Annotated in this window: 15 protein-coding genes and 1 pseudogene; 8 read left to right on the top strand and 8 right to left on the bottom strand. The window is 73.7% G+C overall.

Annotation, left to right across the window (positions count from 1 at the left end; all coding sequences use genetic code 11):
• Positions 1 to 6: 6 nt before the first annotated feature.
• Positions 7 to 90, bottom strand: a complete 84-nt coding sequence (locus tag Q8791_RS31875) for a cittilin family RiPP precursor (protein ID WP_378777890.1) — start codon at positions 88 to 90, stop codon at positions 7 to 9.
• Positions 91 to 572: 482 nt separating this feature from the next.
• Here Q8791_RS31875 and Q8791_RS23790 point away from each other — a divergent pair, with 482 nt between their 5' ends.
• On the top strand, positions 573 to 2,864 hold the full coding sequence (locus Q8791_RS23790) for an exo-beta-d-1,3/1,6-glucosidase (RefSeq protein ID WP_330094013.1): 2,292 nt from the start codon (positions 573 to 575) through the stop codon (positions 2,862 to 2,864).
• A 132-nt stretch (positions 2,865 to 2,996) separates the two neighbouring features.
• Here the strand turns inward: Q8791_RS23790 and Q8791_RS23785 are convergent, their stop codons facing one another.
• Both Q8791_RS23785 and Q8791_RS23780 read right to left on the bottom strand, forming a co-directional pair.
• Positions 2,997 to 5,471: a GH92 family glycosyl hydrolase gene (locus tag Q8791_RS23785; protein WP_330094012.1), complete on the bottom strand. Its 2,475-nt coding sequence runs from the start codon at positions 5,469 to 5,471 to the stop codon at positions 2,997 to 2,999.
• Between the two features lie 259 nt (positions 5,472 to 5,730).
• Positions 5,731 to 7,374 (bottom strand): glycoside hydrolase family 10 protein, encoded by a 1,644-nt coding sequence (locus tag Q8791_RS23780; protein ID WP_330094011.1) that lies wholly within the window; start codon positions 7,372 to 7,374, stop codon positions 5,731 to 5,733.
• Positions 7,375 to 7,686: 312 nt separating this feature from the next.
• On the opposite strand from Q8791_RS23780, the gene Q8791_RS23775 reads away from it, so the two are divergent.
• The 3 genes from Q8791_RS23775 (at position 7,687) to Q8791_RS23765 (ending at position 9,546) form a co-directional block, all read left to right on the top strand.
• Positions 7,687 to 8,055 carry a RidA family protein gene (locus tag Q8791_RS23775; protein WP_330094010.1) on the top strand — a complete coding sequence of 123 codons (369 nt, stop codon included), beginning with the start codon at positions 7,687 to 7,689 and terminating at the stop codon, positions 8,053 to 8,055.
• Between the two features lie 303 nt (positions 8,056 to 8,358).
• A complete protein-coding gene (locus Q8791_RS23770; protein WP_330094009.1) occupies positions 8,359 to 9,084 on the top strand; it encodes a hypothetical protein in 726 nt (241 codons plus the stop codon).
• Positions 9,085 to 9,120: 36 nt separating this feature from the next.
• Complete coding sequence (locus tag Q8791_RS23765; protein ID WP_330094008.1) at positions 9,121 to 9,546, top strand: hypothetical protein; 426 nt, start codon at positions 9,121 to 9,123, stop codon at positions 9,544 to 9,546.
• Positions 9,547 to 9,829: 283 nt separating this feature from the next.
• Here Q8791_RS23765 and Q8791_RS23760 read toward each other — a convergent pair whose 3' ends face one another.
• Together Q8791_RS23760 and Q8791_RS23755 are read right to left on the bottom strand one after the other, a co-directional pair.
• Complete coding sequence (locus Q8791_RS23760) at positions 9,830 to 10,396, bottom strand: type I-E CRISPR-associated protein Cas6/Cse3/CasE (RefSeq protein WP_330094007.1); 567 nt, start codon at positions 10,394 to 10,396, stop codon at positions 9,830 to 9,832.
• A 352-nt stretch (positions 10,397 to 10,748) separates the two neighbouring features.
• Positions 10,749 to 11,783 (bottom strand): LLM class flavin-dependent oxidoreductase, encoded by a 1,035-nt coding sequence (locus Q8791_RS23755; RefSeq protein ID WP_330094006.1) that lies wholly within the window; start codon positions 11,781 to 11,783, stop codon positions 10,749 to 10,751.
• Positions 11,784 to 12,657: 874 nt separating this feature from the next.
• Here Q8791_RS23755 and Q8791_RS23750 point away from each other — a divergent pair.
• The gene (locus Q8791_RS23750; RefSeq protein ID WP_330094005.1) at positions 12,658 to 14,013 is read left to right on the top strand and encodes an L-lactate MFS transporter; all 1,356 of its coding nucleotides are present in this window, start codon (positions 12,658 to 12,660) and stop codon (positions 14,011 to 14,013) included.
• 83 nt (positions 14,014 to 14,096) lie between these two features.
• Positions 14,097 to 14,231: an MFS transporter small subunit gene (locus tag Q8791_RS23745; protein WP_330094004.1), complete on the top strand. Its 135-nt coding sequence runs from the start codon at positions 14,097 to 14,099 to the stop codon at positions 14,229 to 14,231.
• 49 nt (positions 14,232 to 14,280) lie between these two features.
• On the opposite strand, the gene Q8791_RS23740 is transcribed toward Q8791_RS23745, so the two are convergent.
• Positions 14,281 to 15,219 carry a DMT family transporter gene (locus Q8791_RS23740; RefSeq protein ID WP_330094003.1) on the bottom strand — a complete coding sequence of 313 codons (939 nt, stop codon included), beginning with the start codon at positions 15,217 to 15,219 and terminating at the stop codon, positions 14,281 to 14,283.
• A 31-nt stretch (positions 15,220 to 15,250) separates the two neighbouring features.
• On the opposite strand from Q8791_RS23740, the gene Q8791_RS23735 reads away from it, so the two are divergent.
• Positions 15,251 to 16,666: an aminotransferase-like domain-containing protein gene (locus Q8791_RS23735; RefSeq protein ID WP_330094002.1), complete on the top strand. Its 1,416-nt coding sequence runs from the start codon at positions 15,251 to 15,253 to the stop codon at positions 16,664 to 16,666.
• A gap of 58 nt (positions 16,667 to 16,724) precedes the next feature.
• On the opposite strand, the gene Q8791_RS23730 is transcribed toward Q8791_RS23735, so the two are convergent.
• Complete coding sequence (locus Q8791_RS23730; protein ID WP_330094001.1) at positions 16,725 to 17,624, bottom strand: Vgb family protein; 900 nt, start codon at positions 17,622 to 17,624, stop codon at positions 16,725 to 16,727.
• A 253-nt stretch (positions 17,625 to 17,877) separates the two neighbouring features.
• On the opposite strand from Q8791_RS23730, the gene Q8791_RS23725 reads away from it, so the two are divergent.
• Positions 17,878 to 18,690 carry an alpha/beta fold hydrolase gene (locus Q8791_RS23725; RefSeq protein WP_330094000.1) on the top strand — a complete coding sequence of 271 codons (813 nt, stop codon included), beginning with the start codon at positions 17,878 to 17,880 and terminating at the stop codon, positions 18,688 to 18,690.
• A gap of 46 nt (positions 18,691 to 18,736) precedes the next feature.
• On the opposite strand, the pseudogene Q8791_RS23720 reads toward Q8791_RS23725, so the two are convergent.
• Positions 18,737 to 20,230: pseudogene (locus Q8791_RS23720) on the bottom strand (sodium:solute symporter); the annotation flags it as partial.
• Positions 20,231 to 20,272 lie beyond the last annotated feature (42 nt).

The following is a 20,272-nucleotide window of genomic DNA, read 5'->3' as shown; positions in this document are numbered from 1 at the left end:
ACCGGCCTAGTAGTAGATGTAGGGACGGGTCAGGCGCTCGCTGTCGACGATGCCCAGCCTGGCGGCGATGCGGTAGGCGAATTTCCTCATCGGTGCGTTCCCTCCTGCGGGGTTGCCCGGTGGCTCCGGGCGATCTGCTGAACACTACGCGGGGCCCCGGCGCCCGGGTCAGTGGCGGAGGAGTGAGCGATCACAGGTGCGGAGGTAAGCCGCGGGTGGCGCCGCGGTGAGGTCTGCGCGGGTCCCGCCCGTGCCCCGGCGACGCGGCCGGGCCGGTCCGGGGCGGCGTCCGCTGGTCCGCGCCTCCCACCGGTGGCACCCGGTACGTCGCGGCCCCCGGTTTGACGCGGGTGGCGGGGACTGCCGTAGCGTACGACCGTACGCGGAGCGCGCCGACCCGTGGGACGGGGCCCCCGGGTCCCGGACACCGGCCGCCCCCGTGCCGAGAAGGACAGCTCTCACGGAGAGTGCCCGTGGGAGCGTTCCCATTCCTGTCCGTGACAGCCACCGCCACCGCCGACACGAACCCGCGACCAGACACCTCCCACGCCGACGCCGCAGGAGAAATCCCGTTGAACGCACCTCTTCCCTACCTCGATCCCGCGCTGGGCCACGCAGAACGGGTCTCCGACCTCCTCGGGCGCATGACGCTGCCCGAGAAGATCGGCCAGATGCTGCAACTCGACGCCAGGGACGGGGTCCGCCCCCTCATCGAGGACATGCACGCGGGTTCGATCCTGCACACCTCCCCCGAACTCGTCCTGGAGGCGGCCGCGCTGACCGAGCGGACGCGGCTGCGCATCCCCCTCCTGATCGCCGAGGACTGCATCCACGGCCACTCCTTCTGGGAGGGCGCCACGATCTTCCCGACCCAGCTCGGCATGGCGGCGACCTGGGACGCCGGACTCGTCGAGAGGGTCGCCCGCACCACGGCCGTCGAGGTCGCCGCGACCGGCATCCACTGGACGTTCTCCCCGGTCCTGTGCATCGCCCGCGACCTGCGCTGGGGGCGTGTCAGCGAGACCTTCGGCGAGGACCCCTTCCTCATCGGGGAGATGGCCTCGGCGATGGTCAGGGGCTACCAGGGCGAGGGCCTGGACGACCCGACCGCGATCCTGGCGTGCGCCAAGCACTTCGCCGGGTACTCCGAGACACAGGGCGGCCGGGACGCGAGCGAGGCGGACATCTCCCGGCGCAAGCTGCGCTCATGGTTCCTGCCCCCGTTCGAGAGGGTCGCGCGCGAGGGCTGCCGCACCTTCATGCTCGGCTACCAGTCCACGGACGGTGTGCCGATCACGGTCAACGACTGGCTGCTCAACGACGTCCTGCGCGGCGAGTGGGGGTACACCGGCACGCTCGTGACCGACTGGGACAACGTGGGCCGCATGGTGTGGGAGCAGCGCGTGTACGCCGACCACACCCGGGCAGCCGCGGCCGCGGTCCGCGCGGGCAACGACATGGTGATGACCACTCCGGGGTTCTTCGAGGGCGCCCAGGAGGCGGTCGCCCAGGGCACGCTCACCGAGGCGGAGATCGACGCCGCCGTCAGCCGCATCCTCATGCTCAAGTTCGAGCTCGGGCTCTTCGAGGCCCCGCGCCACCCCGACCCGGAGCGCCAGGCCGCGGTCATCGGCTCACCCGGGCACACCGCACTGAACCTGGAGGTCGCCCGCCGTTCGCTGGTCCTGCTGGCCAACGACGGCACCCTGCCCCTGGACGGCGGGTTCCGCACCGACGCCTCCGGGCGGGCCGACGCCCCCGCGGACGCCCGGCCCCGCACCATCGCCGTCGTCGGCCCCAACGCCGACGACCCGCAGACCCAGCTCGGCGACTGGGCGGGTTCCTCGGGCCAGGTCGGCTGGCTCCCGGACGGGCACCCGCGCGAGATGATCCAGACCGTCCTGGACGGTGTGCGCGACCACTCCCCGCAGGGGTGGAAGGTACGGCACGCCCGCGGCGCGGACATCCTCGGGCTCGTGCCGGATCCGGAGGGCGAGTTCTACCCCGACGGCCAGCCGCGTCCCCCCGTGGTGGTCCCCTCCGCACCCGACGCGGAGATGATCCGCGAGGCCGTGGCTGCGGCCGAGGACTCCGACTACGTCGTCGCCGTGGTCGGCGACCGCATCGAGCTCGTGGGCGAGGGCAGGTCCACCGCGACCCTCGAACTCGTCGGCGGCCAGGTCGCGCTCCTCGACGCGCTCGCGGCGACCGGGACCCCGATGGTCGTCGTCGTGATCGCCTCCAAGCCGCTCGTGCTCCCGGACTCGGCGCTGAACGCCGCCGCCCTGGTGTACGCGTCCAATCCGGGCATGCGCGGCGGGCGTGCGGTCGCCGAGCTGCTGCTCGGGCTGGTCGAGCCCTCGGGTCGCCTGCCGATCTCCTTCGCGCGGCACGCCGGACAGCAGCCGACGTTCTACAACCAGGTGCGCGGCCAGCACGGCGACCGGTACGCGGACCTCACACAGCGCCCGGCGTTCGTGTTCGGCGAGGGCCTCTCCTACACGACCGTCGAGTACGCGGACCTGCGGATCCCGCAGCCCGTGGTCGGCGCCGGGGACACCGTGCGAGCACGGGTCACCGTGTCCAACACGGGCGCGAGGCCCGCGTTGGAGACCGTCCAGGCCTACGTCAGCGACACGGTCGCGTCGGTCACGTGGGCGGACAGGGAGCTCAAGGCGTACCGGCAGGTGCGGCTCGCGCCGGGCGAGTCCCGGGTCGTCGAGATCGGGGTGCCGGTCTCCGACTGCACGATCGTCGACGCCTCGGGGGCGCGCGTGGTCGAACCGGGAGGGTTCGAGTTGCTGGTGGGGCCGTCCTCGCGGAAGGCGGACCTGCTCCGCGCGGACTTCACCGTGGAGGGCTGACGGCGGCGGGGGCGGGACCGGTGTGAGGGCGATCGTCGTCGCGGTGCCCGTGGCGGTTCGCGTCCCGGCGGACGCCGGCCCGTCCGCTCCGTCCGCCCTCGCCGGGGGCGGACGGAGCGGTCGGGCCGCCTGTCAGTGGTCGACCGGCAGGTCGTCCGGGCCCGTCGCCCACCCGGTGTCGGGCCGCGCGCCCAGGACGTGGGTGACGGTCCCTCCCCCGGTGGTGAAGCTCTCCGGGAGCCACGAGCGCCCGTACGGCTGCCCGTCCACGTGCACCGACCCGACGTAGACCGCGTCCGGGCCTGCGTTGCGGGCGACCACGGTGATCGGCGGGCGCCCCTGCGGCGCGATCCGCGCGTAGGGGAACACGGGGCTGGACAGCAGCAGCTCCCCGCGGCCCGGCGCCTGCGGGAACAGCCCCAGGCTCGCGAAGACGTACCAGGCCGACATGGTGCCGAGGTCGTCGTTGCCCGGGAGCCCGCTCGGGCCCGTCCCGTACTGCGAGGCGGCGATCTCGCGCACCGTCTCCTGGGTCTTCCACGGCTGGCCGAGCGCGTTGTACAGCCAGGGGGCGTGGATTCCGGGTTCGTTCGTGGGGTCGTAGCGGAGCGGGTCCCCGCCGCCCACCGACCACTCGCCGTCGGGGGTGCGGAAGAACCCGTCGAGGCGCTCGGCCGCGGCCTCACGGCCGCCCATCGCCGCGGCCAGGCCGCCGACGTCGTGCGGCACCATCCAGGTGTAGGTGGCGCTCGTGCCCTGGGCGAACCCCGTGCCTCCGGCGGGATCGAACGGGGTCACCCACGAGCCGTCGGCGTCGCGCGCCTGCATGTGCCCGGTCTCCGGGTTGAACACGTTGTGCCAGTACCCGCCGCGCTCGGCGAACGCGGCGGCGTCGGTTCCGCGCCCGAGCCTGTCCGCCCACTGCCCCAGGGAGTGGTCCGCGACGGAGGCCTCCAGGGTCTCCGCGGCCCCGCCCCAGCAGTGGCAGTCGTCCTGGGGCGCGTAGTGGAGTTCGAGGTAGCGCTCCAGGTGGGGCCGCTGCCCCTCGCACTGGCCCGGGCAGCCTGCGTCGGAGAGCCCGTCGGGGTGCGGTTCGGTGGCCTGGGCCCGCAGTGAGTCGTAGGCGGCCTCGGCGTCGAACCCGTCCACGCCCATCGCGGCGAACGTGGCCAGGGTGGCGGCGGAGGGGTCGCCCGTCATGACGTGGGTGGGACCGTTGATGTGGACCCAGCGGTCCCAGACGCCCCCGTTCTGCTCGGAGAAGTTCAGCAGGGACTGGGCGAAGTCGCCCGCCACCTCCGGTTCCAGGAGTGCCAGCAGCTGGATCTGCGCCCGGTACTGGTCCCAGCCGGAGAAGTTCGTGTACTGGGCGCCCTGGTCACCGGCGATCCGCTGGGGCTCTCCGTCCATGCCCGGGTAGCGCCCGTCGACGTCGCTGACCAGGTTGGGCTGGAGGAGGGAGTGGTAGAGGGCGGTGTAGAAGGCGGTGCGCCGGTCCTCGGTGCCGCCGCCGACCCGGACGGCGCGCAGGCGCCGGTTCCAGGCCTCCTCCGCCTCGGCCGCGACCTCGTCCACGTGCTCCCCTGCGGGGATCTCGGCGGACAGGTTCTCCTCGGCGCCCTCGGCGCTGACGTAGGAGACGCCCACGCGCACGCCCACGGTCGCGCCCTCCTCGAAGCCGACGTAGCCGCCGGAACCGGTGCCCCGGCGGGCGTCGCGGACGTAGCCCTCCCCGCCCGAGGCCGTCGTGGCCCCCTCCAGCAGTTCGCCGTCCTCCCAGGCGCCGACCTCCGTGAAGGGGGTGTCGAAGTGCGCGGTGAAGTGCAGTCGGTAGTACGACCTCCGGTTGTTCTCCCCGCCGTTGGCGCGCTGCCCGCAGAAGGAGCCCGTCAGCACGGAGCCGGAGACCGTGCGGGCCTCCTCGTCGATGCTGATGTCGGCGTCCTCGCTGCCGTTGAGCGAGTTGGAGGTCCGGAACAGCAGGTTCGCGGGGGTGCCGTCGGGGAAGGCGAACTCGCCCGCTCCCGCACGCTCGGTGACGGAGAGGTCGGTGCGGACCCCGTTCTCCAGGGTGACGGTGTAGCGGCCCGGGGTCGCGGACTCGTCCGCGTGGTCGAAGTCGCTCGCGTAGACCTCGTCCGCGCTGTCGGCGCTCGGAGAGGAGTCCACCGGCACGGTGACCGGCATGATCGGCACGTCCCCCGCCGCCCCGGGGTGGCACCCCGCTCCGTTGACGTGCGTGAGCGCGAACCCCCGGACGCGGGTGGCGTCGTAGGCGTAGCCGTTGGCGGCCCCGGTGTCGGTCTGGTCGCCGCGGGTCGTGGTGGGGCTCCACGAGACCATGCCGAACGGCCGGACGGCCCCGGGATAGGTGTTGCCGCCCCCGGCGGTGCCGATGAACGGGTCCACGTAGCGCGCGGGGGAGCCGACGACCGAGGCGTCGGGCGCCGGGTCGGCGGCCGTCGCGGGCGGGAGGAGCAGCGTGCCGCCCACGGCCAGGGCGAGGGCCGGGGCGAGCAGGCGCGGGAGGCGGCGGGGGTTGCGGGGGCGTCCGGGATTGCGGGGGCGTCCGGGCGGCAGGTGCCGTGGGCGTGCGGGGGAGGTCATCCTGGGCGGGGTCCTTACGCGGGGTGGAGGACGGACCCGGCGATTCTGGCCGACGGGAGCGCGGACGGCCAGACCCCCTGACGGGAGTTGGCGCGGTCTTCTCCGACCCGTGGCCGGGCCGTCACGGACCTTCCCGTTCCGTCGCCCGCGCGTCACGGCCGGGGTGGGCGGACCGCGGCCCCGGGGCCCGGTCGGCACGTCCGGGAGCCGTGCCCGTGGCACGGCTCCCGGACGCCGCTCTTCCGGAGGGCGGTCCGCGTCAGCGCACGTAGCGCGGGTTGCTCACACCGCTCTCGTGGTGCAGCCGGTCCAGGGCGGTCACGTAGTAGGTGCGGTCTCCGTCCCCCGCGGGCGCGGTGAACACCGTCTCCCCGTCGGCGGCTCGCACGGTGCCGACCATGGAGCGCGGGTCCTCGACACCGCACGCGACCCCGTCCCGTCCGGGCGGGCCGTCGAAGGCGTAGACCGCGTAGTAGGCGGGGTCCTGGCCCCGTCCGGGCCGGATGGTCAGCTCGGTGCCGGTGTCGCCCCGCACGGCCCGGGTGACCACGGGTTCGGCCGGTGCCGCTCCGCCGAGGTCGTCCTTGACCGGGATCAGGGCGGGATGGGCGTAGTGCTCGTCCACCACGACGTCCATGGCCTCCCGGGCGTTGGTGGCCAGCGAGGTCGCGCTGAAGTAGACGTCGCCGTGCACGCCCGGGCGGTCGCGGTTGAACTCCAGGTGCCGGGCGAGCTCACGCGGGTCGGACCAGGCTCCCGCGTTGCCCGCCTTGTAGGCGGCCTGGCCGACGTAGAGGTGCGTTCCGGTGCCCTCCGCGACCTCCTCCCACCACGGGACCAGGACCGCGTAGTCGGCCACGGGCAGGCCGATCTCCCAGTAGACCTGCGGGTTGATGTAGTCGAGCCAGCCCTCGGTGACCCACTTGCGGCTGTCGGCGTACTGGCCGTCGTAGGACTGGGAGCCGTGGGTGGCGGAGCCGTCCGGGTCGCTGGAGGCGTTGCGCCAGATCCCGAACGGGCTGATGCCGAACTTGACGTGCGGTTTGGCGGCGTGGACGGCCTCGCTCATGCCCTGCACCATCTGGTCGACGTTGTCGCGCCGCCAGTCGGCGATGTCGTCGAACCCGCCGCCGTGCCGGGCGAAGGTGTCCGCGTCCGGGATCGTCTGCCCGGCCACCGGATAGGGGTAGAAGTAGTCGTCGAAGTGGACCCCGTCCACGTCGTAGTTCTCGACCGAGTGCATCATCGCCTCGATCACGAACTCGCGGGCCTCGGGGATGCCCGGGTCGTAGTAGAGCCTGCCCGCGTACTCGAACACCCAGTCCGGGTTCTGCCGTGCGGGGTGGGACCCGACCAGCCGCTCCGGGTCGGCGTGCATGGCCACCCGGTAGGGGTTGTACCAGGCGTGGAACTCCAGGTTGCGCGCGTGGGCGGCCTCGACGGCGAACTCCAGCGGGTCGTAGCCGGGGTCGCCGCCCTGCTCTCCGGTGAGCCACTCCGACCAGGGTTCGTGCGGGGAGGGCCAGAACGCGTCGGCGGTCGGCCGGACCTGGACGAACACGGCGTTGAGGCCGTTGTCCACCGCCCGGTCGTAGAGCGCGGTGAGTTCGTCCTGCTGCTCCTGGGGGGTGAGGCCCTGCTCGCTGGGCCAGTCGATGTTCTGGACCCCGGCGATCCACTCCGCGCGCATCTGCCGTTTGGGAGGGGCCAGCGGGTCGGTCTCGCACACCTGGTCCGGGGCGTCGGCCCCGGCGGCGCGCGGGGCCGCGCCGCTGGACGGCGCGTGGACCAGGGAGGTGGTGAGGACCGCGGCGAGGGCGCCGCAGAGGAGAGCCGTGCGGGGGATCAGAACCGCGGCCCGTGGGGGCCGGGACGCGGGGCGGTTCCGGTGCGATGACGCCAACGTGGCTCCTTCCGACTTCTGTCTGCGCGGACGGGGACGAGCCGGGGGCGCCGGGGCGGCCGGTCTCGTCCCGCGACAACAGTGCGCGATGGTCAGCGCGCTTTCAGGAGAGAACCTTCATGATTTGCCGAACGAAGGCAAGAGTCCTACGGGAGGTTGGTGCCCCTGAGAAAGAAAGAGCCTTATGGGCATTTTGCCCTTCTCCGTGCGCCGCCACCCCTCCTTGACCTCAATTCCCCTTGAGGTCTTACCGTTGGCGGCGCCGTGACCGTCCGAACCGGGGAGCCCCATGAAACGCACCGCAGTCAACCCGTGGACCTACCGGAGGGCCTCGACCAGGGGCTCCTGGTCGAGGGCCACCGGCGCCTGCTCTTCGTCAGCGGCCAGTGCGCCGTCTCGCCGGACGGGGAGTCGCTCCACCCCGGGGCCATGGGAGCGCAGACGGCGGCCGCACCGGACAACGTCGAGGCGGTCCTGGAGCGGGCCGGGACGACCCTTTCGGACATCGTCCGCATGAACACCTACGTCACCGACGTGGACGACTTCTCCGCGCACGCCGGGGAGGCGCTGTCCGCGCGCCTGGAGGCGTTCGGCGTCCGCCCGCCCGGCGTCCTCGCGGGCATCGCCCGGCTGGGCCGCCCCGAGCTGCTCGTGGAACTGGAGGTCGTCGCCGCCGACTGACCGGAGGAGCCCCCTCCCCGGGCGTCCGTTCCGTTCCGCGTCCGGGCCCCGGGAGGCGGTCCGGAGCGGGTCCGGCCGCGGGATCCCTGCGAGCCCCTTCGCCCAACACGCGGCGCACACCCTAGAATGCCCGGGATTCCGGACCCGCGCTCCCCCGAGCGCAGGCCCCGGAGAGGGCGAGGACCACACCCCGGCCGCCCCGGCGCGGCTCCCCGCCCGGCCGCTCCCCCGCGCCCCGGCGTCGTCCCACGCCCGGGCCGGGACCGGCCCGTCCTCTCACCCCCGTGGAAAGGGCAGTACCCGGTGGACCTCTTGCGCGTCGTCGTCGGCGCGGGCATCTCCGTGCTCCTCTCCTACAGCCTGCCCTGGGCCCGCCACACCTGGTGGCGGGCGGCGCCGGTGGCCCTCGCCTTCGGGCTGTACGCGCTGGCACCGCTCCTGCCGGGCTGGGCGCCCGTGCTCCTCGTGCTCGCCTGCCCGGCCATCGCGGTCGCCCTCGCCCGCCTGGCCAGGGGCGACGAGAGCGCCCAGACGTCGCCGTCCCTGTTCAACGACCGGCGCGGGCTCGTGCTCTGGCCGCTCGGCGCGCTCGCGGCCGTCTGCGTGGTCGGCGCGCTGCTCCACGACGCCTCCGGATTCGCGGCCCTGGTGGTCCGGCTCGTCGGCGACGACCGTGTCTTCGTCGTCGTCTCCGGGTTCATCCTCGCGACGTTCATCGGCGGGGAGGTCGTCACCCACCTGCTGCGCCCGTTCACGAAGGCCCTCGACAAGGAGGAGGGCGAGGAGATGAGGTCGCTGAAGGGCGCCGGAGCGGTGGTCGGGTGGCTGGAGCGCTCGCTGATCTACGCCTTCGTTCTCATCGGCCGCCCCGAGGGCGCGGCCCTCGTCGTCGCCGTCAAGGCCCTGGCCCGGTTCCCCGATCTGCGGGCCCACCAGAAGGGCTTCGCGGAGTACTTCATGATCGGAACCCTGAGCAGTCTGGGGGTCGCGGCCTTCGTCGGATTCGCGGCCCGCACTATACTGTCGTGAGACGGGTGCGACGCCACCCGGCTCAGGAGGGTATCTGTGAACCTCAGAGAACACGACCTGATCCGAAAGGTCCTGTCGCTAGGGCTCCCGGAACACGACTTCGTCATCGCCGGCAGCGGTCCGCTCCTGGCCCACGAACTCCGCTGGGACGTCGGGGACATCGACGTCGTCGCCCGCGGGGCCGCCTGGGAGAGAGCGGTGACCCTGGGCGAGCCCGAGGACGCCCCCTTCGGTGACGGCGTCCGCAGGGTCCTCCTCTTCGACGACCGGGTCGAGATCCTCAGCGGGTGGTTCCCCGACCTCTGGACGGTGGACGAGCTGATCGACGGCGCCGAGGTGGTCGACGGCCTGCGCTTCGCGGTCCTGGACAACGTGCGCGTGTGGAAGACGCTCCTCGGCCGGAGCAAGGACCACCTCGACGTCAAGCTCATCAACGAGTACCTGGACGCCGTGTCCCACTGAGGCCCGTCCGGCCCGGACCGCCCGCGGAGCCGGGGCCGCCGACCGGCCGACGCCCCGGCCCTCAAACCCCGACGGCTCCCCCGGCCCGGGGATCCGCCCGGGCGCCGACCCATCGCGAGCCCGCCTCCGGCGGAGTGTTCACGCAGGCTCCCGGGGCGGCGTGCGGCGGTCCGGGCGATCTCCCCACGACGTGCGGTGTGCGGCCCGGTGGTGCTTCACGGGCGCGCAGGGGCGGCGAGGGGCGGCCCGGCGGACACGGGCACGGAAGAAGGCGGAGAACGGCCTAGGCGGTCGGTGCGGTGCTCGTCAGGAGCAGGCCGGCGCCGGTGCTCAGGCCCGCGCCGATTCCGCCCAGGCACAGCTCCTGGAGGGCCTCGCTGTCCTCCACGACGGCCTCTCCGGTGAAGTGGTACCGGGCGGGCCTGCCGCCCAGCCGCTTCCACCGGGCGGAGGTCACGCGCAGGGCGCCCGCCGTCTTGTCCTGCAGCCACCCCTCGAACTCCGGCTCCGCCAGGGCGACCCGCTTGCCGCGCGGACGCCGGTCCTCCTCGGTCGGCTCGGCCCCGCGCTGCCCGGTGGGCGCGGCGATCAGTTCCCAGCGGATGGTCTCGCCCTCCGTGTGCCGGGGCGGCGGCTGCATCGTCGCCGCGTACGCACCGGGGATCTTCCCCCACGCAGGGGCGGTGTCGGAGCTGACCACCAGGGTGGTCGGGGAGACACGCGCCCACAGGACCCGGGCGTCGGAGTCCGGGTCCGGGTCGACCGCGAGACGCACCGCCCGGCCCATGGCCGCCCACTGGTCCATGGGGGTGCTGCGTTTGGCGTTGAGACTGATGCGAGCCAGGTACAAGGGGTTCCGATCCGGATCTCGTCCCCGCCCGGGCGGGGCACGTGTGCTGGCACGGACCGCCGGGGTCCTCCCCCGTCCGCGCTGGATCCTTCACTCTACGAGGCGCGGACGCCCGCTCCGCCCACCGCGGAGTGGGGAGCCGGGGGAACGCGCGGCAGGTCCGGGCCCCGGCGCCCCTCCTCCGCCGGCGCCGGCGCCCGCCTCCCCGCCCGGGTCCGCCGCCGCGTGTGCCCGTGCGGAGTCGGAGGGCGGGCGCCTCCCGGGTGCGGCACGTCCGGCCGCGCCGAGGGCGTCGGGTCCGTCCCCGTCCGGGAGGCCGGGCCGCGGCCCCGGCCCTCTCCGGCCCGGTGCGTCAGCCCCCCGCGCCCGGCCCGGTGGGAGCCCAGCCGAGCAGGGGGCCCAACCGGGTGGCGATGTCGGTGAGGATCTGCTCGTAGTCCTCGTACTCGAACGTGAAGGGCAGCGGGAACACGACCTCGTCCACCTGCTGGAATCCCGCGTGCTCCGTCAGCGTCCGCGCGATCCGCTCCGAGGTGCCCACGAGGTCGGGGGCGAACAGGAGGCGCCCCGGCCCCTGGGGGGCGGTGGTGCGCGCGTGGCGGCTCTGCGCGTACTCCTCGTACTTGCGCCGCTGCGCGGGCGAGGCGCTGTCGGTGGGGATCACGACGAGCCCCTGGGAGACGCGCGCCCGCTCCCCGAGCGGGTGGCGTTCACGGAAACGCAGGATGTGGGAGCGCTGCACACGGGCGAAGTCGTCGTCCTCCTCGGCCCGGACCACGCTGCTGGTCAGCAGGTTGAGGCCCTGCTCCCCCGCCCACTCCGCCGAGGCCAGGCCCGCCGCCCCGTACCAGAGCCGGTCCGCCAGTCCCGGCGAGTGCGGCTGGATGCGCTCCGAGTACGTCTCGATGCCCTCCTGCCCGGAGAACGTGCTGACGGGCTCACCGCGCAGGTTGTGCAGCAGCCGGGACACGCGCGTGCGGCCGAAGTCCTCCGCGTCCCAGCTGTCCGGGTAGAGGTGCTCCTTGATGTGGTCGTAGTGGGTGGGGGGCCCGACGCTGACCCCCGGGTTGAGCCGTCCGCCGCTGAGGACGTCGACGGTGGCGAGGTCCTCGGCCAGCCGGAACGGGTTCTCCAGGCCGAGCGGGATGACCGCCGTCCCCAGTTCGATGCGGGAGGTGCGCTGCGTGGCGGCGGCCAGGACCGCGACGGGCGAGGAGATGCCGTACTGGAGGTGCCGGTCACGCAGCCAGGCGCTGTCGAAGCCGAGCCGTTCCCCGAGTTCGATCATGCGCAGCGTGTTCTCGTGCCCGGTGGCCGGGTCGTCCTCGTCGAACAGGCCGATCGTGAGGAATCCCAGTTTCGAGAGCGGGTGTTCCGGAAGGGTCATCGCTTTCCCCTACTTTCCCTGTCTGGACAGTAGGAAGATCCTAGACAACCCGCGCCGCGCCGCGGCTCGGCCTGAGCCCGGGGCCGCCCGCACGACGGGGAACGGAGTCACGGACGGTGACGCCCGGCCCGCACGGAGGAAGGCCGCCGGAGGCGGGCGCTCGTCCGGCGACCCCGCCCGGCAGACCGCCCCGGGGCATGGCACCGCAGGTCAGGACCCCGGAGCGGCGCCGGCTCGACCCGGCCGACACCCCCGACCCTCCTCTGGGCGACCGAGCCGCCCGACAGTGGCCCGATCACCCGATGTCACACGTTCTGTGGCGCTTTCGCCACAGCCGGGTCCGCCCTTGTTCGGCGACATACGCACCTGTACTGTGTCCGCATGTTGTTGAGCCAGCTCAGGTACCTCGCAGCGCTGGCGAAAGAGCCCCACCCCGCCCGGACGGCGAAGGCGTGTCCCTTTTCCCGGACCGCGCTGCCCCCGGTGACGAGGGAACCCGCATCCGGACTCCGCGTCGCCGTCGCGCAGCACGCACAGCGCTCCGCCGGTCTCGTTCCCGAGACCGGGAGGTCCGTCCGGCGAACCCGGCAGACCCCCGCCGGGCACGAAACCCCGGTCGGGCCGGAGGCCGACGACGCGGTCGGGCCCGTCATCGCGGACAGGACCCCCGGGCCCGCGCTCGCCGGAGCCTTCCCGGACACTGTGCACGGGATCGGCGCCGGGAACGGACCGGACCGGTACCACCCCGGCGGCCGGACCCCGCGGGTCCCCCCGCTCAGCACCGTATGAACCCGTGAACAACGGGAACCGCACCTGAAAACCCACGCGCGGCGTCAGGACGCCGCGCGTGTCCTATCTGTGAAGAGGATGCTCCATGCTGTCGTTCCTTGACCGCGAGAGAAGTGTGGCCCCCCCGGGCTACAGCCGGTGGCTCATCCCGCCGGCGGCACTCGCCGTCCACCTCTCCATCGGCCAGGTGTACGCGTTCAGTGTCTTCAAGACCCCCCTGGTCGAGCGGTTCGACACCTCGCTGACCGCGATCGGTGTCGTCTTCAGCATCGCCATCGTCATGCTCGGCCTGTCCGCCGCGTTCGGCGGCAAGTGGGTGGAGCGCAACGGTCCGCGCAAGGCCATGTTCGTCTCCGGGGTGTTCTGGGCGGGCGGTTTCCTGGTCGGCGCGCTGGGCGTGGCGACGGGGCAGCTGTGGCTGCTCTACCTCGGCTACGGGGTCCTGGGCGGGATCGGCCTCGGTATCGGGTACATCTCGCCCGTCTCCACGCTGATCAAGTGGTTCCCCGACCGGCCGGGGATGGCCACGGGCATGGCCATCATGGGGTTCGGCGGCGGCGCGCTCATCGCGTCCCCGCTGTCCTCCGCACTGCTGGACCGGTACGCCGCGACGCCCTCCGAGGCGATCGTCCCCACGTTCCTCACCCTCGGGGCCCTGTACTTCACGGCCATGATGCTGGGTGCGGCCACCGTCAGGGTGCCCCCGCCGGGCTGGACGCCCGAGGGCGGGGCGCCCGCGCAGGCCCCCTCCGCGAAGGAGCACGTCCAGGAGGGCGTCAGCGTGGAGACGGCGTTCCGCACCCGGCAGTTCTGGCTGCTGTGGATCGTGCTGTTCTGCAACGTCACCGCCGGTATCGGCATCCTGGAGCAGGCCGCGCCCATGGTGCAGGACTTCTTCGGCGGGGTCGGCGCGGCCGAGGCCGCCGGGTACGTCGGCGTCCTCTCCCTGTGCAACATGCTGGGGCGCTTCGTCTGGTCCTCCACGTCCGACGCCCTCGGGCGCAAGCGCACCTACATCGGCTACCTGGGGATCGGCTGCGTGCTGTACCTGCTCATCGCCGTGGCCGGCACGAGCTCGGTGACGCTCTTCGTGGCCGTCACCGGTGTCATCCTGTCCTTCTACGGCGGCGGCTTCTCGACGATCCCCGCCTACCTGAAGGACCTGTTCGGATCGTTCAACGTCGGGGCGATCCACGGCCGCCTGCTCACCGCCTGGTCGGCCGCGGGCATCGCGGGTCCGCTGATCGTCAACGTGATCGCCGACAACCAGCTGGCCGCGGGGCGCTCGGGCGCCGACCTGTACACCGCGTCGCTGTACCTCATGGTGGTCGTGATGGCGGTCGGTTTCACGGCCAACATGCTGGTGCGACCGCTGTCGGCCTCCGCGACGCAGCCCCCGGCCACGGACGGCCCGGAGCGGTCCCGCGAGACCGTCGCGTGAGCGCCGATCGGACGACCGGCGCACCCGGCGAACAGCAAGAAGAGCGAGCGCCCGGAGGGACCGGGCCGCGGAGGGAGACCCCGGTGAACGGTGGAGAACGAGGCGGGCAGCCGCTGTCGAAGGCGGCGGCGCTCTTCCTGTGGGTGGTCGTGGTCCTGGCCCTGGGCTACGGAGTGGTGCAGACCGCGGTCCAGGCCACGGCCCTGTTCACGGGCTGACCGGGCGCAACGCCGCGGAGGCGGGGCCTGTGCCCGCCTCCGCGGCGGCTCAGGCCCCCGTCCGCGCCCCGGCTCCGGCCCTCCCGGTTCCCCCGGCGATCGGCCCGGTCCGGGCGCGGACGGCGATCGCGGCGCAGGCGATCACCGCCGCCCCGCCGAGGGCGGTGGGCCAGGTGAGCTGTTCGTGCAGGAGCAGGACGGCCCATCCGATACCCATCACCGGCTGGACGAGCTGGACCTGGCCGACCCGTGCCATCGGGCCGATCGCGAGCCCCCGGTACCAGGCGAAGAAGCCGAGGAACATGCTCACCACGGCCAGGTAGGCGAAGGCCGCCCAGGCGACCGGGGTTCCGCTCGGGGGCTGGTGCACGACCGCGACAGCGGTGAGGACGGCCATCAGCGGCGCCGACAGGACGAGTGCCCAGGAGATGGTCTGCCACGCGCCGAGTTCGCGCGCCAGGAGGCCGCCCTCCGCGTAGCCGACCGCGGCAGCGGCCACGGCGCAGAAGAGCAGCAGGTCGGGCCAGTACAGCCCGCCGGGGCCTCCGCCCTGCGACGCGGCGAACGCGACGGCGACCGCCGCGCCGAGGGCCGCCGTGGCCCAGAACGACACCGGGGGCCTCTCGCGCCCTCGGAGCGCAGCCATCACCGCCGTCGCGGCGGGCAGGAGGGCGATCACGACGGCCCCGTGGCCTGCCTGCGCGGAGGTGAGCGCGAACGAGGTCAGCACGGGGAATCCCACCACGACGCCTCCCGCGACGACCGCCAGGCGCCCCCACTGGGCGCCGCGGGGCAGACGCTGTCGTGTGCACGCCAGCGCGGCGGCGGCGAGGAGCGCGGCGACGACCGCACGGCCGGTGCCGGTGAACAGCGGCGACATCGCGCCGTCCCCGACGGCCACGCGCGTGAGCGGCAGGGTGAGGGAGAACGCCGTGACCCCGAGCAGCCCCCAGAGCAGACCGGCGGTGGGGGACGATAGCACTGTCATCCCATTCAGAGTAGCGCTACTGTTGTTCTTCATGAACAACGATAGCAGTGCGCGTATCGTCGCGGATCTCCGCGCGTGGATCGCCACGGCCCCGCCGGGAGCGAGGCTGCCGTCCACGAGGGCGCTGGTGGCGCAGTACGGGGCGAGCCCCGTCACGGTGCAGAAGGCACTGCGGACACTGGTCTCACAGGGGTCGGTGGAGAGCCGGCCGGGCGTGGGCACCTTCGTCCGCGCGGTAGGGGTCGCCCGCCCGAACGACTACGGGTGGCAGACCGCCGCACTGGGCTCACCGACGCACCGGAGCCCCCGCTCCGCCGCGGCGCTGCGGACCGTGCCCAACGACGTGGTCGCACTGCACTCGGGCTACCCCGACCGGGAACTCCTCCCCGAACGCCTGGTGCGCGGCGCGTTCACCCGCGCCGCCCGCGGCAGTGCCGCCGTCACCAGGCCCCCCTCCGCGGGCCTACCGGAACTCCAGGCGTGGTTCGCGACCGAACTGGGCGCGGCCGCACCGGTCGGGGTGTCCGCGCCCGCGCCCGGCGACGCGGTCGTCCTCCCGGGGAGCCAGAGCGGGCTCAGCACCGCCTTCCGCGCGCTGGTCGGCGCGGGCCGGCCGCTACTGGTGGAGTCGCCCACCTACTGGGGGGCACTCCTGGCCGCCGCACAGTCGGGCGTGCGGGTGGTACCCGTGCCCAGCGGTGCCGACGGGCCGGACCCGGACGCTCTGGCCCGCGCGTTCGAGCGCACCGGGGCGAGCGCCTTCTACGCCCAGCCGAGCTTCGCCAATCCCACCGGCGCCCGCTGGTCGTCCGACCTGGCCGACCGGGTGCTGGACACCGTGCGCCGCTACGGGGCGTTCCTCATCGAGGACGACTGGGCGCACGACTTCGGGATCGACGCCGACCCCGCGCCCGTGGCCGCGCGCGACGACGGCGGGCACGTCGTGTACCTGCGTTCGTTGACCAAGAGCGTGTCCCCGGCCGTGCGCGTCGCCGGGATCATCGCCCGCGGCCCCGCCCGGGAGCGGATCCTCTCCGACGCCCGGGCCGAGTCCCTGTATGTCAGCGGCCTGCTGCAGGCGGTCGCGCTCGACGTCGTCACCCAGCCCGCCTGGCGCACGCACCTGCGGGGGCTGCGCCACCAGTTGGCGGCCCGGCGCGACCTCCTCGCCGCTTCGCTCCGCGAGCACGCCCCCACCGCGCACCTGGAGGCCGTGCCCCGAGGAGGACTGAACCTCTGGGTGCGTGTGCCCGACGACACCGACCTGGCGCGGCTCGTCCTGGACTGCGAGGACCTGGGGGTCGTCGTCGACCCCGGCGACGAGTGGTTCCCCGCCGAACCCACCGGCCCCCACCTGCGGCTCAACTACGCCGGCCCCGACCCCGGTTCCTTCCCCGACGGGGCGCGGGCGATCGGCCGGGCGCTCGCGCGCCAGGCCCCCTCCTGACCCCGGCGGGGGGCGCCCCGGTGCGAGTGGCGGGACGCCGGCCCCAGAACCCTCCGGTTCAGGTGGCCAGGCGGGCGAGGCCCCCGTTCTCCAGTGCGGCCCAGACCGCGCCGTCGGCGGTGACCGTGATCCCGTGGGGCTCGCTGTCCGGGGTCGGCAGGTCGACCAGGTCGATGTCGCCCTCGGCCGTGACGTGCCCGATCCTGTTCGCGCCCCATTCGGTGAACCAGCACCCGCCGGCGGGGTCGGCGACGATGGCGTGGGGCCGGGAGTCGCGGCGGGGCAGGGGGAACTCCCGGACGTCCCCGTCCACGGTGAGGCGTCCGACCTGACCGGCGCCGATCTCCACGAACCACAGGGCCCCGTCCGCCCCGGAGGTGATCCCCACGGGGGCCGCGCCCACGGTGGGGAGGGCGTGGACGGTGACCCTGCCGTCGACGGTGATCCGCCCGACCGCGTCGGCCTGGTTGAGGGTGAAGTACAGGGCCCCGTCCGGGCCTGCGGTGATGACCGAGGGGAACCCGCCCCGTGTCGGCAGGGGGAACTCGGTGATCTCACCGTCCGCGGTGATGCGCGCGACCCGGTCGGTGTTCATCTCGGTGAACCACAGCGCCCCGTCGGGTCCCGCGGTGATACCGAAGGGGCGCGCACCGGGAGCGGGCAGGGCGAAGGACTCCGACTCGCCCTCCGGGGTGATCCGGCCGATCCTGTCGTCCTGGGTGCGGGTGAACCAGAACGCGCCGTCCGGGCCCGGGGTGATGAGCGAGGGGCCGCAGGTGGCGGAGTCCAGCGGGTACAGGGTCGCCGGGCCGTCCGGGGCGGCGCGGGCGATCTGGCCGTGGTGGACGAGGGTGGCCCAGAGGGAGCCGTCGTCCCCTCCGGTGACGCCGTAGGGGCCGGCGTCCCGCGCGGCCAGCGGATGTTCCCGGACGGTGCGGGCACGGGCGTGGTGGGTCATCGGCGTTCTCCTGTCACGCGAACCATCGTGGTCGCGGGGGAGGGTGCACGCAAGCGCTTTTCACCGGGGTGTCGGGGCCGGCCCCGGCACGGCCCCGCCGACGGCTGAGGCAGGGCCGGGGCGCCCGGCCGGTACGGGGGTTCCCGCCGACCGTGAGACGGTGGAGGCGCGGTTTCCGAGGCTGCGCCCGCCCGGGCCGGCGCGCGGCCCGCACGGACGGCCCACGCGGACGGCCCGCACACGAGGAGGCGACATGGCGGCGATCACCGGGGACGACGGAGTCCGCATCGGCTACACCGAGCACGGATCCCCGGAGGGGCGCCCGGTCGTGCTCCTCGCGGGGTTCAAGGCGCCCGCGACCTCCTGGCTGTACCAGGTGCCCGCCCTCGTCGACGCCGGCCACCGGGTGGTCGCCGTCGACCTCCCCGGGCACGGCGCCGCCGGCCCCCTGCCGTCCGGAACCACCATGGAGCAGCGCGGCCGGGACCTCCACACCCTCGTGGAACACCTCGACCTGACGGGCGCGGTCCTCGTCGGGGGCTCCATGGGAGGCAACACGATCTGGTCCTATACCTCCCGGTACGGCACGGGCCGCCTCGGCGCGGCGGTGGTCGTGGACCAGACGCCGAAGATGCTGAACACGGCGGACTGGCGGCACGGGTTCTACGGCTACGGCGAGCACAACGCCGACACGTACTTCGCGGAGGGCGTCCCGGGCACCGGCCACGGCACACCCCTCCTGCGGCGCGGTGTGCGCCTGGCCCGGCTGCTCCGCGCGATGCGCGGCACCGACCGGTCCCTCAGCGGCGCGGAACTGGAGCTGCTGCAGGACCACGCCGCCCGGGACTGGCGCGACACCGTCGCCCGTCTGGACGTCCCCGTCCTCTTCGTGGCCGGGGCGGAGAGCGAGTTGTGGCCTGCCGGGCACGCCGCCGCGGCCGCGGCCCTGGCCCCGCAGGGGGCCTCGGCCGTGGTCCGGAGCGCGGGCCACGGCGTCAACATGGAACGCCCGCCCGCCTTCAACGGCGGGCTGCTCCGGTTCCTGTCCCGGGTCCGGGGCCGGTGACCGGGCGGGGCGCTCGGCTCCCGCCGCACGCGGGTCAGGCTTGTTCCTCCTCCGCGGCCCTCGCGGGCTTCCCGCCCGGCTCGGACCCGGGCGCCGGCCCGCGGTGGCGCAGCGACAGCAGGTAGCCGAGGCCGAGGACGATGGCCGTGCCGATAGCCGTGTACCAGGTGAACCCGACGAGGTCCGGCGCGAGGAGGAACAGGCACGCCGTGGTCGCGACGGCCGCGCCGAAGGCGACGGCGGCGTCGGTCTGGCGCGCCCTGCGGACCCACAGGCCGAGGAAGAACGCGCCGAGGAGCCCACCGTAGGTGAGGCTGGCCACGGACAGGCCCAGTTCGACGACGGGGGTGTCGGTCCCGGTGAACATCGCGCCCGCGCCGACGAACACCAGCCCCCAGCCGAGGGTGAACAGGCGACCCAGTCGCAGCCCCTCGGCGTCGGTGAGCGTGCGGCGCGTGAACCGCTGGTACAGGTCGGCCATGGTGGAGGACGAGAGCGCCGACAGCGACGACGACAGGGTGCTCATGGCCGCCGCCATGATGCCGGCGAGCATCAGCCCCGAGAGCCCGACGGGAAGCCCTTCGACGATGAACACCGGGAACAGCTCGTCGGAGTTGGCGAGCCCGAGTCGCGCGATCGAGGCGCCCTCGAAGTAGGAGTACAGGGCGAGGCCCACGGCGAGGAACAGGGCGAACTGGAGGAACACCACGACGGCGCTGCCGATCACCGCCTTCTGGGCGTCACGGAGGCTGCGGCAGCCCAGCAGCCGCTGCACGATGATCTGGTCGGCGCCGTGGGAGGCGGTGGAGAGCAGGGCGCCTCCCAGGACCGCGGTGACCGTGGCGTACGGGGACGAGACCGGGTTCGACGTGAAGTCGAGGAACCTGGTCTTGCCCTCGTCGGCCGCGACCGCGAGGAAGTTCACGTCGAGGCCGGTGGCGATGACGGCCAGGGCGACGACGCCGCCGACCGCGTACAGCGCCATCTGGAGGACGTCGACCCACACGACCGCCCTGATCCCGCCGACGAGGGTGTAGAGGACCGTGGCCCCGCCGAGCAGGGCGATGATCGCGAAGTAGGGCAGTTCCAGCCCGTAGGAGTCCAGGACGATCTTGATCGGGATGGCGGCCGCGAACATCCGCACGCCGTCGGCGAGGAGACGGGTGAACAGGAACGTGACCGAGGCCGTGCCCTGCATGCCGCGGCCGAAGCGCAGGCCGAGGTAGGCGTAGGCCGTGGTCATCTCCCCCTGGTAGTACCGGGGCAGCAGCACGAAGGCGACGACCACCCGCCCGATCAGGTAGCCGACGGCCACCTGGAGGAAGGTCACGTCGCCCAAGTAGGCGACGCCGGGGATGCTGATCACCGTCAGGGCGCTGGTCTCGGTCGCCACGACGGACAGGCACACCGCCCACCAGGGCAGGTTGCGGCTGCCGATGAAGTAGTCGCGTGTGTCGCGCTGGCGGCCGGACAGTCTCAGGCCGAGCCACGCCGAGCACAGCAGGTACACCACGATGACCGCGAGATCGACGGCGTGCACGGGGCGGCTCCGGAGGGTGGGGGTGCGGGTGGTCGTGCGAGC

The sequence above is a fragment of the Nocardiopsis codii genome, from assembly GCF_036327455.1.
GTDB classification, from domain to species: domain Bacteria; phylum Actinomycetota; class Actinomycetes; order Streptosporangiales; family Streptosporangiaceae; genus Nocardiopsis; species Nocardiopsis codii.
The sequence above is the reverse complement of the archived record's forward strand: the minus strand, read 5'-3'. Positions and strand labels throughout refer to the sequence as shown.